This is a genomic window from Pseudomonas sp. SDO5522_S412 (assembly GCF_054071215.1).
In genome coordinates, this window is record NZ_JBSVWQ010000171.1 from 1 (window position 1) to 12,340 (window position 12,340).

A 12,340-nucleotide genomic window follows, 5' to 3' on the forward strand; every position below is an offset into this window, starting at 1 on the left:
GCGGCCCCAACCAGGCAGTTGCAACCTTTCAGAAAGATCGCGGTGATTGGCAGAAGGGCTGCTGCGCAGCCCAGCGGGAGCAAGCTCCCTCGCCACATCAAGCTGATGTGCCACAGTGTCAGTGACCGCCGGCGCAGGTCGGCGAGGCCGGGGCTGCGTCGATTTTCGCCCATTCTTCAGGCGTGTAGGTATGCAGCGCCAACGCATGGAATTCGCTCATCAGGTCACCCAACGTGGCATAGACCTTCTGGTGGCGCTTGACGCGGTTGAGGCCCTCGAACTGCTGGCTGACCAGCACGGCCTTGAAGTGGGTCTGCAACCCACGGCTGTGCATATGGCTTTCATCCAGCACGCTCAAGTGTTCCGGGCTCAGGGCGACGAGTGCCGATTCGATACGCTGTTGCATGGTCATTCCTGTTTACTTCTTCTTGGCCGGGGCCGGGGCTTTTGGCGTCAGCTCGTTGGTCATGTCTTCCAGCAGCTTGTTCACCACAGGTACCGCGCTTTCCAGCTTGGCCTGGGTCATCTGGGCCGATTGCTGGGTCAGCTGGGGCATTTTCTCCAGAACTTTCTTGCCCAGTGGCGACTGGTAGAACGCAACCAGGTCCTTGAGCTCGGATTCGCTGAAGTTGTCGGTGTAGAGCTTGATCATGTCCGGCTTGAGCTTGTTCCAGCCGATGGCCTGGTCCAGGGCGGTGTTGGCCTTGGCCTGGTAGGTGTCCAGGACGGTTTGCTTGGAAGCAGGCGCCTTGGTCTGCTCGAAACGCTGGGCGAACATTTGTTGCACTTGCATGTACACCGGGGTACCCAGCTTGTCGGCATGGGCCAGGGTAAGGAAGGCTTCGGCACTGGCGTTGTGGCTGGCGGTATCGGCAAAAACCTGGCCGCTGGCACATACCAGAGCAACCGCGGTACAGATGGCACGAAGACGAGTCATCGAGTTTCCTTTTCTAGCAGGCGAGGTAAGACCCCAAGGGCGCCCATTCTGCGCCTAAAAAACGCCGCGGCTCAACCCCACGCCTTGTGGGGCCTGGTTTTGCGGGGCTTAATCCGATGAAAAGTCTTTTAAGGGAACCCCACCGGGCGATCAGGGCCTAAACTGCGCAAACGAACCTGAAGGAGTGTGCCCGATGAGCCGTATCGAAACCGACAGCCTGGGAGAAGTGCAAGTCCCGGATGACGCTTACTGGGGCGCGCAGACCCAACGCTCGCTGGTGAACTTCGCCATCGGCGACCAACGCATGCCCCTGGCTGTGTTGCACGCCCTGGCCCTGATCAAGAAGGCTGCGGCCCGGGTCAACGACCGCAATGGCGACCTGCCCGCCGACATCGCCCGGCTGATCGAACAGGCCGCTGACGAAGTGCTCGCAGGCGAACACGACGACCAGTTTCCCCTGGTGGTGTGGCAGACCGGCAGCGGCACCCAGAGCAACATGAACGCCAACGAAGTGATCGCCGGCCGTGCCAACGAGCTGGCGGGCAAGCCCCGTGGCGGCAAGAGCCCGGTGCATCCCAACGACCACGTCAACCGTTCCCAGAGCTCCAACGACTGCTTCCCCACCGCCATGAGCATCGCCGCCGTGCAGGCCGTCACCGAGAAGCTGTTGCCGGCGATCCGTGAACTGTCTGGTGGTTTGGCAGAGTTGTCGGCGCGCCACATGAAGCTGGTGAAAACCGGCCGCACCCACATGATGGATGCGACGCCCATCACCTTCGGCCAGGAAGTCTCGGCCTTTATAGCGCAACTCGACTACGCCGAACGCGCGATCCGCAGCGCCCTGCCCGCCGTGTGTGAACTGGCCCAGGGTGGTACTGCCGTCGGCACCGGGCTCAATTCACCCCACGGTTTTGGCGAGGCGATTGCCTCGGAATTGGCCGCGCTGTCGGGCCTGCCGTTTGTCACCGCACCGAACAAATTCGCCGCGCTGTCGGGCCATGAGCCGTTGACCACCCTGCACGGCGCGTTGAAGACCCTGGCCGTGGCCCTGATGAAAATCGCCAACGACCTGCGCCTGCTGGGCTCCGGCCCGCGTGCCGGGCTGGCGGAAGTCAAGTTGCCGGCGAATGAACCGGGCAGCTCGATCATGCCCGGCAAGGTCAACCCGACCCAGTGCGAAGCGCTGTCGATGCTGGCCTGCCAGGTGCTGGGCAATGACGTGACCATTGGCTTCGCCGCCAGCCAGGGCCACTTGCAGTTGAACGTGTACAAGCCGGTGATCATCCACAACCTGCTGGAATCGATCCGCCTGCTGGCCGACGGTTGCAGCAACTTCCAGGAGCACTGCATCGCCGGCCTGGAACCCGACGCCGAGCAAATGGCCGCGCACCTTGAGCGTGGCCTGATGCTGGTGACTGCGCTGAACCCGCACATCGGCTACGACAAGTCCGCCGAGATTGCCAAGAAGGCCTATGCCGAAGGGCTGACCCTACGGGAAGCGGCGCTGAAGCTGGGCTATCTCACGGACGAAGAGTTCGACCAGTGGGTGCGTCCGGAAAACATGCTGGAAGCCGGTCATTAAGACGCCAATCGTGCACGCCGGGCCCTGAGCCCGGCGAACAGCGACGGCGCCAACGCCACGGTCGCAGACCCCAGCACCACCAACACGGCACCGCCGTAGCCGAGGGCATTGATGTCTTCGGCGTGCACATACTCGGGCCACATCCAGGCGGCCAGCGCTACCGCGACGAAGGTCACCAATGGCGTCAGCGCCAGGGTGGCGCTGACGCGCGAGGCTTCCCAGTGGGCCAGGGCTTCAGCGAATGCGCCGTAGGCAATCAGCGTATTGAAACAGCAGGCCAGCAGCAGCCAGCCTTGCAGCGGGCTCAGTTGCAGCGCTTCCATCGGGTGCGCCCATGGCGTCAGCAAGAGCGCGCAGGACAGGTAGATCACCATCATCACCTGCAACGAATTCCATACCGTCAGCAACTGCTTCTGGCCCAGGGCGTAGAAGGTCCAGATGGTGGTGGCCAAGAGAATCGTCAGCACCCCGGCGGTGTAGCTGCCCAGGGAGGTCAACAACTCGGTCAGGCGCTGGTTGAAGAACAGGCCGAAGCCGATGATCAGCACCAGCAGGCCCATGCCCTGCCCGAGGCTGAAGCGTTCCTTGAACACGAAGACGCTGGCGATCATCAGGAAGATCGGGCCCACCTGTACCACCAGTTGCGCAGTGCCGGGGCTCAGCAGTTTGAGGCCGACCAGGTAGAGCACGTAGTTGCCCATCAGGCCGCACACGGCGATTGCTACCAGCCAGCCACCTTTTGGTCCGAGGGAACGCCAGCTGGGCAGGCGCCTTACGGCGGCGAGATAGATAAACAGACAACTGCCGGAGACGACCAGGCGAAACCAGGTGACGGTGACGGGGTCCATCACCTGCAAGACCTGTTTGAGTTTGATCGGCAGAATGCCCCAGAGCAGCGCGGTCAGCAGGGCCAGGGATAAACCGTAGACCCAACGGCCCGATGAGATGTGCATGAGTGCCCCGAATGCCTGAGGTGGAGGAGGTGCATTCTAGGGGGATGTGAACGGATTGGGATACGGTGCTGATCAAATGTGGGAGCGGGCTTGCTCGCGAAGGCGGTCTATCAGCCAACATTTTCATCGACTGCCCCGCCGCATTCGCGAGCAAGTCGAATCGTCGCACCGCCACTCCCACACTGAGTCAGCGTACGGCTTCGAACAAGCCGGTGGCACCCATGCCGCCGCCCACACACATAGTGACAATGCCGTAACGCAACTTGCGCCGCTGCAACTCACGCACCAGATGCCCCACCTGCCGCGACCCCGTCATCCCAAACGGATGCCCGATGGAAATCGACCCACCGTTGACGTTGTACTTGGCGTTATCAATTTCCAGCCGATTACGCGCATAAAGGCACTGCGAGGCAAACGCCTCATTCAACTCCCACAAATCAATATCCGCCACTGCCAGCCCACGGGCCTTGAGCAACTTGGGTACCGAAAACACCGGCCCGATCCCCATCTCATCCGGCTCACACCCCGCCACCGTAAACCCGCGAAAAAACGCCTTGGGCTTAAGCCCCAGTTCCAGCGCTTTTTCCAGGCTCATCACCAGTGTCATGGAAGCCCCATCAGACAACTGCGAGGAATTCCCCGCCGTCACCGACCCATCCTCCGCAAACACCGGCTTCAATCCCGCAAGACTGGCCAAGGTAGTATCCGGACGATTGCAATCATCCCGATCCACCACCCCCTCCAACACCTGCACCGCGCCAGTGTTCTTGTCCTCAACCTTGTACTTCACCGCCATCGGCACGATTTCATCATCGAACAACCCGTCAGCCTGGGCCTGAGCCGTACGCTGCTGGCTTTGCAGCGCATACAGATCCTGCTCTTCACGACTGACGTGATACCGCCGCGCAACGATTTCCGCCGTCTGCCCCATGGGAAAGTAAATGCCCGGCACCTGCTCCTTGAGCAACGGATTGATCAGGTTATCGGTGTTGACGCTCTTCATGGTCAGGCTGATGGACTCGACCCCACCGGCCACGATGATCTCGCTGCAACCGGAAGCAATCTGGTTGGCGGCGATCGCAATCGCTTGCAACCCCGAGGAACAGAAACGGTTGAGGGTCATGCCCGCCGTACCGGTACCCAGTTGCGACAACACCGCCACATTGCGGCCGATGTTGTAGCCCTGGGCACCTTCGTTGGAACCGGCGCCGACGATGCAGTCCTCGACCGTGGCCGGGTCGATGCCATTGCGGGTCAGCAACGCGTTCACGCAATGGGCAGCCATGTCATCGGGACGGGTCTGGTTGAACTTGCCGCGAAAGGACTTGGCCAGGCCGGTTCGCACGCTGTCGACGATCACTACTTCACGCATGGGCTACCTCAATTGTTGTGGTTGTTGAGAGATGGATCGAGCATAGATCCCGCCCTCTTCAACCGCGACAATCATTCACCCCGCGTATGCAAAAGCATGGCGTTACTTCTTCTTGTCCTTCTTGTCATGCTTGTCGGACTTGTCGAACGCTTCCTCCAGCGCCCGGTTGATGGTGCGCAGTACCTTCACCCGCGCCCAGCGCTTGTCGTTGGCTTCAACCAGCGTCCACGGCGCAATCTCGGTGCTGGTGCGGTCCACCATGTCACCCACCGCCGCCCGGTAGTCGTCCCACTTCTCGCGGTTACGCCAATCGTCCTCGGTGATCTTGAAGCGTTTGAACGGGATTTCCTCGCGGGCCTGGAACCGCTCCAGCTGCGTCTGCTTGTCGATCGCCAGCCAGAACTTGACCACGATCACCCCGGCGTCGCGCAGTTGCTCTTCGAAGTCGTTGATCTCGCCGTAGGCGCGCATCCAGTCCGTCGGCGTGCAGAAGCCTTCGATGCGTTCCACCAACACCCGGCCATACCAGGAGCGGTCGAACACGGTGAACATGCCCCGCGCCGGAATCTTCTGCCAGAAACGCCACAGGTAAGGCTGGGCGCGCTCGTCTTCACTGGGCGCGGCAATCGGCACGATGTGGTACTGCCGGGGATCGAGGGCTGCCGCCACACGCCGGATGGCCCCACCCTTGCCCGCCGCGTCGTTGCCTTCAAACACCGTCACCAACGCGTGCTTGCGCATGCGTTTGTCGCGCATCAGCCCGGAGAACCGTGCCTGCTCGGTAATCAGTTGTTCTTCGTAATCGTCCTTTTCAAGGCTCAGGCTCATGTCCAGGCTGTTCAGCAGGCTCATCTGGTCAACCGCCGATGGCAGCGGCGCCGGGTTCATGCCGCTGGCTTTACCCTTGGGCACTTTCAAGGCGTTTTGCAGGCCTTCGAGCAGGATCTTGCCGACGGTCAGCCCGCGGTAGTGCGCATCGACACCCTCGATCACATACCAAGGCGCATAGTCACGGCTGGTGCGGCGCAGGATCCGCTCACCAAAATGCACAAACTTGTCGTAGGTCTTGGACTGCTGCCAGTCCAGCGGGCTGATGCGCCAGCTGTGCAGCGGGTCGTCCTGCAAGGCTTTGAGCCGGGATTTCATTTGCTTCTTGGAGAGGTGGAACCAGAACTTGAAGATCAGCGCACCTTCATCACACAGCATCTTTTCCAGGCGCTCGGCCCCGGCGATGGCCTGGTCCAGCCGCGCGTCCTTGATCTCGCCATGGACGCGACTCTGCAGCATCTGGCTGTACCAGTTACCAAAAAAGATCCCCATGCGGCCTTTCGCCGGAAGCTGGCGCCAGTAGCGCCAGGCCGGTGGGCGGGCCAGTTCTTCGTCGGTCTGCTGGTCGAAGGTGCGCACCTCGATCAGGCGCGGGTCCATCCATTCATTCAGCAATTTGACGGTTTCACCCTTGCCCGCACCTTCGATGCCATTGATCAGGATGATCACCGGGAAGCGCTTCTGCTGTTGCAGTTCGTACTGCACTTCCAGCAAGGCTTCACGCAGGGCCGGCACTTCGGCGTCGTAGGTGTCTTTGTCGATGGCGTGACCGATTTCGGCAGATTCGAACATGGGCGGCTCCGTTCCAGAAGTGATCAAGACTAGCGGATTGGGCAACAACACGTGGCAGGAAATTCCACAGCGGCTTGCCATGGATCAATGACAACCCTGTTGATCAGCTAGAATGGCCGCCTTGCCTTTGCCGAGCCGCTCATGAACCCCGTATCCCACGCCCAGCTTGACTGGGATGACCAAGGTCGCCCGCACTCGCGGGTCTTCGATGACGTGTACTTCTCCGACAAGTCGGGCCTTGAAGAAACCCGCTACGTATTCCTCGAACAGAACCGTCTGCAGGAACGTTTTGCGGCGCTGCCGGTGGGCGGGCGACTGGTGATCGGTGAGACGGGCTTCGGCACCGGCCTGAATTTCCTGTGCGCCTGGCAGTTGTTCGAACAACACGCGGTGGCGGGCGCACGCCTGCATTTTGTCAGCGTGGAAAAGTACCCGCTGAGCCACGCCGACCTGCAGCGCGCCCTCGCCCTCTGGCCGGAACTGGCACCGTTCGCCGAGCAGCTGTTGGCGCAATACATCGCGATTCACCAAGGCTTCCAGCGGCTGGTACTGGATAACGGTCGAGTCACCCTGACGTTGCTGATCGGCGACGCCCTGGAGCAATTGCCGCAACTGGACGCACAGGTCGACGCCTGGTTCCTCGACGGTTTCGCCCCGGCCAAGAACCCCGACATGTGGACTGCCGAGCTGTTCGCCGAACTGGCGCGGCTGGCGGCGCCGGGCTCGACCATCAGCACCTTTACCAGCACCGGTTGGGTACGGCGGTTGATCAACGCCGCCGGGTTCAAGATGAAGCGCACCCCCGGCATCGGCCACAAGTGGGAAATCCTGCGGGGTGAGTTTCTCGGCTGGCCCGCTGAAACGCCTGCGCCTGCCGCGGCAAAACCCTGGTTTGCGCGCCCACCTGCGGTTTCCGGTGAACGCCATGCACTGGTCATCGGTGGTGGCCTGGCCGGTTGCGCCACGGCGGCCAGCCTGGCGGCACGCGGCTGGCGCGTCAGTTTGCTGGAACGCCACGCAGCGCTCGCGCAGGAAGCCTCCGGCAACCCGCAAGGGGTGTTGTACCTCAAGCTTTCCGCCCATGGCACGGCACTTTCGCAGTTGATTCTCAGCGGTTTCGGCCACACCCGGCGCCTGCTGGAACACCTGCAACGTGGCGTGGACTGGGATGGCTGCGGCGTGCTGCAACTGGCCTTCAACGCCAAGGAAGCCGAGCGCCAGGCACAACTGGCCGGCGCTTTTGCCCCAGACCTGTTGCACCTGCTGGATAAAGAGCAGGCACAGGCGTGCGCCGGGATAACGCTGGAGCAAGGTGGGTTGTTCTTCCCCGAGGGCGGCTGGGTTCACCCGCCGGCGCTGTGCGAATGGCAAGCCAGGCACCCGCTGATCGAAGTGCTCCAGCACCACGACGCCCTTGAGCTCAAGCAGGTCGACGGTCAGTGGCAGGCGTTGCAGGGCGATACGGTTCTGGCTCAAGCCAGTGTGGTCGTGCTGGCCGGCGCCGCCGAGATCAAGCGGTTTTCCTTCAGCGCTGACTTGCCCCTCAAGCGCATCCGCGGGCAAATCACTCGCCTGCCGCAAACGGCGCAAAGCCAGGCGTTGGCCACGGTGGTGTGCGCCGAGGGCTACGTCGCCCCGCCACGCCTGGGCGAGCACACCCTCGGTGCCAGCTTCGACTTCAAGAGCGATGACCTTACGCCCACGGTGGCCGAGCACGCGGGCAATCTGGAGATGCTGCGGGAAATCTCCCTCGATTTGCTGCAACGCCTGGGCGCCGACAGCCTGGCACCCGAACAGCTTGAAGGCCGCGCCGCCTTCCGTTGCACCAGCCCGGACTACCTGCCGATCGTCGGGCCGCTGGCGCAGCGAGAGACGTTTGATCACACCTACGCCGCCCTCGGCAAAGACGCCCGGCAGGTCCCTGATGCGCCGTGCCCGTGGTTGCACGGCGTGTATATCAACAGTGGCCATGGCTCACGGGGGCTGGTCACCGCGCCACTCTGCGCAGAGCTGCTGGCCGCCTGGCTCGACAGTGAGCCCCTGCCGCTGCCGCGCAGTGTCAGCGAAGCCTGTCACCCCAATCGGTTCGCGCTGCGTGCCCTGATCCGCGGTACCCCAGGCAAATCCTGAAGGCCTTGACGGGCTCGCAGCCCGTCAAGGCTCTTTGCCTTATAACGTATTGTTCTAAAACTCCCACAATGTACCCGGGTCAGTCTCTGGGTACCCGCCGTTTTGGCGGGCTGCATTTCTATCCCTCCCCAACGGAAAAACCGGTAAGGAATTTATGTGCGGATTAGCTGGAGAGTTACGTTTCGATCACCAACCTGCCGACCTGGCAGCGGTGGAACGAATCACCCATCACTTGGCGCCACGCGGTCCTGACGCGTGGGGCTTTCATGCCCAGGGGCCGATTGCCCTGGGCCATCGACGCCTGAAAATCATGGACCTGTCGGATGGCTCCGCCCAACCGATGGTCGACGCCCAGCTGGGCCTGTCCCTGGCGTTCAACGGCGCGATCTATAACTTCCCGGAATTGCGTGAAGAGCTGGAAGCCCTGGGCTACGCCTTCTATTCCGGTGGTGACACCGAAGTGCTGCTCAAGGGCTACCACGCCTGGGGCGAAGCCCTGCTGCCCAAGCTCAACGGGATGTTCGCCTTCGCCATCTGGGAGCGCGATGCCCAGCGCCTGTTCATCGCCCGTGACCGCCTCGGCGTGAAGCCGCTGTACCTGTCGCGCACCGGCCAGCGCCTGCGTTTTGCCTCGGCCCTGCCGGCGCTGCTCAAGGGTGGCGATATCAACCCGATCCTCGATCCGGTGGCGCTCAATCACTACCTGAACTTCCACGCCGTGGTGCCGGCGCCGCGCACCCTGCTGGCGGGCATTGAAAAGCTGCCGCCCGCCTCCTGGATGCGCATCGACGCCGATGGCAAGACTGAACAGAAAACCTGGTGGACCCTGCCCTACGGCCCCCACGCCGATGAAGCCAACCTGACCCTGGAAGACTGGACCGACCGCGTGCTCGACAGCACCCGCGAAGCCGTGGCGATTCGTCAGCGGGCGGCGGTGGATGTGGGCGTGCTGCTTTCCGGCGGTGTCGATTCCAGCATGCTGGTGGGCCTGTTGCGGGAAGTCGGCGTGCAGGACCTGTCGACCTTCTCCATCGGTTTTGAAGACGCTGGCGGCGAGCGCGGCGACGAATTCCAGTATTCGGACTTGATCGCCAAGCATTACGGCACCCGTCACCACCAACTGCGTATCGCCGAAAGCGAAATCATCGAGCAATTGCCGGCGGCGTTCCGTGCCATGAGCGAGCCGATGGTCAGCCATGACTGCATTGCCTTCTACCTGCTGTCCCGGGAAGTGGCCAAGCATTGCAAGGTGGTGCAAAGCGGCCAGGGCGCCGATGAACTGTTCGCCGGTTACCACTGGTACCCGCAGGTGGATGGCGCAAGCGACCCGTACGCGGCCTACCGCGACGCATTCTTCGACCGCAGCTACGACGACTATGCCGCTACCGTCGCGCCGAAATGGTTGACCGCGAATGACGCCGCCGGTGACTTCGTGCGCGAACATTTCGCCCAGCCCGGCGCCGATGCGGCGGTGGACAAAGCCCTGCGCCTGGACAGCACCGTGATGCTGGTGGATGACCCGGTCAAGCGCGTCGACAACATGACCATGGCCTGGGGCCTGGAAGCGCGCACGCCGTTTCTCGACTATCGCCTGGTAGAACTGTCGGCCCGCGTGCCGGGCAAATTCAAACTGCCGGACGGCGGCAAGCAAGTGCTCAAGGAAGCGGCGCGCCGGGTGATCCCGAGCGAGGTCATCGACCGTAAGAAAGGCTACTTCCCGGTGCCCGGCCTCAAGCATTTGCAGGGTGACACCTTGAACTGGGTGCGTGAGCTGCTGCTGGACCCAAGCCAGGACCGCGGCCTGTTCAACCCGGCCATGCTCGACCGCCTGCTCACCGATCCCCAAGGCCAACTGACCCCGTTGCGCGGCTCCAAGCTGTGGCAACTGGCGGCGCTGAACCTGTGGCTCAGCGAACAAGGAATCTGATTCATGAAACCTCATGCCACGGCTTACAGCCAACGCTTGCTGCGAGGCCAGGCGCCCTCCTACGAGCGCCTGCAAGCCCGCTTCGCCGAAGACGGCAGCGAACTGGACCCCACGCCGATTGCCGTGCATTGCGGTTGGGGCCGGCTGTTGATCGGCCACACCTTCCCGGACCCGGCGAGCCTGGCCCTGGAGTTGCTCAACGAGCAGCCCGGCGAGCGGGATATCGCGCTGTATGTGGCGGCGCCGCAGCAGATCCTCGGGATTGATCCCCAGCAGTTGTTTCTCGACCCGTCCGATACCCTGCGCCTGTGGTTCACCGACTATCGTCCGGCGACCCGGGTGTTTCGCGGGTTCCGGATTCGCCGGGTACAAACCGAGGCGGACTGGCAGGCGGTGAACCAGCTGTACCAGGGGCGCGGCATGTTGCCGGTGGACCCGGCGCTGCTCACGCCACGCCATCAAGGCGGCCCGGTGTATTGGCTCGCCGAGGACGAAGACAGCGGCGCGGTGATCGGCAGCGTGATGGGCCTGAACCACCAGAAGGCCTTTCACGATCCGGAGAACGGCTGCAGCCTCTGGTGCCTGGCGGTCGACCCGCAATGTACCCGCCCCGGGGTGGGTGAAGTGCTGGTACGCCACTTGATCGAACACTTCATGAGCCGCGGCCTGAGCTACCTCGACCTGTCGGTGCTGCACGACAACCGCCAGGCGAAAAGTCTCTACGCCAAGCTTGGCTTTCGCGCGCTGACCACCTTCGCCATCAAGCGCAAGAACGGGATCAACCAGCCGCTGTTCCTCGGCCCTGGCCCGCAGGCGGAGTTCAATCCCTATGCGCGGATCATTGTCGAGGAAGCCCATCGGCGCGGGATTGACGTGCAGGTGGACGATGCCGATGCCGGCTTGTTTACCCTGAGCCACGGTGGCCGCCGGGTGCGCTGCCGCGAATCCCTCAGCGACCTGACCAGCGCCATCAGCATGACGTTGTGCCAGGACAAGAGCCTGACCCACAAGGTGTTCAAGGCCGCAGGCCTGAACCTTCCGGCCCAGCAATTGGCCGGCAGTGCCGACGACAACCTGGAGTTTCTCGACGAGCACCAGCGCATTGTGGTCAAGCCGCTGGATGGTGAACAGGGCCAGGGCGTGGCGGTGGATTTGCAGACCATTGAAGACGTGCAAAAAGCCATTGAAGCGGCCCGCCAGTTCGACTCGCGCGTACTGCTGGAAAGCTTCCACGAAGGCCTCGACCTGCGCATTCTGGTGATCGGTTTCGAAGTGGTCGCCGCCGCGATTCGCCGCCCGGCGGAAGTCACCGGCGATGGCCAGCACTCTATTGGCGCGTTGATCGAGGCTCAGAGTCGTCGGCGCCAGGCCGCCACCGATGGCGAAAGCAAAATCCCCCAGGACGCTGAAACCCAGCGCACCCTGAAGGCCGCCGGCTACGACTACAACAGCATCCTGCCCCGTGGCGAACGCCTGGCGGTGCGGCGTACCGCCAACCTGCACACCGGCGGTTGCCTGGAAGACGTCACCGCCATCCTCCACCCGACCCTGGTGGACGCCGCCGTGCGCGCCGCCCGTGCCCTCGACATTCCCATGGTGGGCCTGGACCTGATGGTGCCGGCCGCCGACCAACCGGACTACGTGTTTATCGAAGCCAACGAACGGGCCGGGCTGGCCAACCATGAACCGCAGCCGACAACTGAAAAGTTCGTGGACCTGTTGTTTCCCCATAGCCAACCGACGGCTTGAGAAAGGTGTTGCCTTGACTGGCGCTTTCGCGAGCAAGCCCGCTCCCACATGGGAATGCATTCCAAATTTT

The 12,340-nt window shown here is 62.8% G+C and carries 9 protein-coding genes; 4 read left to right on the top strand and 5 right to left on the bottom strand.

Annotated features, from left to right (window positions below; translation table 11 throughout):
• Nucleotides 1-118 precede the first annotated feature (118 nt).
• Nucleotides 119-412 (bottom strand): BolA family protein, encoded by a 294-nt coding sequence (locus ACW9I6_RS24800; RefSeq protein WP_003216739.1) that lies wholly within the window; start codon nt 410-412, stop codon nt 119-121.
• Between the two features lie 6 nt (nt 413-418).
• On the bottom strand, nt 419-937 hold the full coding sequence (locus ACW9I6_RS24805) for a DUF2059 domain-containing protein (RefSeq protein WP_003216742.1): 519 nt from the start codon (nt 935-937) through the stop codon (nt 419-421).
• Nucleotides 938-1,130: 193 nt separating this feature from the next.
• Here ACW9I6_RS24805 and ACW9I6_RS24810 point away from each other — a divergent pair, with 193 nt between their 5' ends.
• Complete coding sequence (locus ACW9I6_RS24810) at nt 1,131-2,519, top strand: class II fumarate hydratase (protein ID WP_003216744.1); 1,389 nt, start codon at nt 1,131-1,133, stop codon at nt 2,517-2,519.
• Here the strand turns inward: ACW9I6_RS24810 and ACW9I6_RS24815 are convergent.
• The 3 genes from ACW9I6_RS24815 to pap all read right to left on the bottom strand — a co-directional run bounded on the left by ACW9I6_RS24815 (nt 2,516) and on the right by pap (nt 6,464).
• Complete coding sequence (locus tag ACW9I6_RS24815) at nt 2,516-3,472, bottom strand: DMT family transporter (protein ID WP_003216745.1); 957 nt, start codon at nt 3,470-3,472, stop codon at nt 2,516-2,518. The genes ACW9I6_RS24810 and ACW9I6_RS24815 overlap by 4 nt on opposite strands.
• A gap of 187 nt (nt 3,473-3,659) precedes the next feature.
• Entirely contained in the window at nt 3,660-4,844 is a 1,185-nt protein-coding gene (locus ACW9I6_RS24820; protein ID WP_003216747.1) for a thiolase family protein, read from the bottom strand.
• A gap of 102 nt (nt 4,845-4,946) precedes the next feature.
• Complete coding sequence (pap, locus tag ACW9I6_RS24825) at nt 4,947-6,464, bottom strand: polyphosphate:AMP phosphotransferase (protein ID WP_178965824.1); 1,518 nt, start codon at nt 6,462-6,464, stop codon at nt 4,947-4,949.
• 141 nt (nt 6,465-6,605) lie between these two features.
• On the opposite strand from pap, the gene mnmC reads away from it, so the two are divergent.
• The 3 genes from mnmC to ngg all read left to right on the top strand — a co-directional run bounded on the left by mnmC (nt 6,606) and on the right by ngg (nt 12,270).
• Nucleotides 6,606-8,594 carry a bifunctional tRNA (5-methylaminomethyl-2-thiouridine)(34)-methyltransferase MnmD/FAD-dependent 5-carboxymethylaminomethyl-2-thiouridine(34) oxidoreductase MnmC gene (mnmC, locus tag ACW9I6_RS24830; RefSeq protein ID WP_457339950.1) on the top strand — a complete coding sequence of 663 codons (1,989 nt, stop codon included), beginning with the start codon at nt 6,606-6,608 and terminating at the stop codon, nt 8,592-8,594.
• 154 nt (nt 8,595-8,748) lie between these two features.
• Nucleotides 8,749-10,521, top strand: coding sequence for an N-acetylglutaminylglutamine amidotransferase (locus ACW9I6_RS24835; RefSeq protein WP_003216754.1), 1,773 nt, complete (start codon nt 8,749-8,751; stop codon nt 10,519-10,521).
• 3 nt (nt 10,522-10,524) lie between these two features.
• Entirely contained in the window at nt 10,525-12,270 is a 1,746-nt protein-coding gene (gene ngg, locus ACW9I6_RS24840) for an N-acetylglutaminylglutamine synthetase (protein WP_457339951.1), read from the top strand.
• Nucleotides 12,271-12,340: the final 70 nt, after the last annotated feature.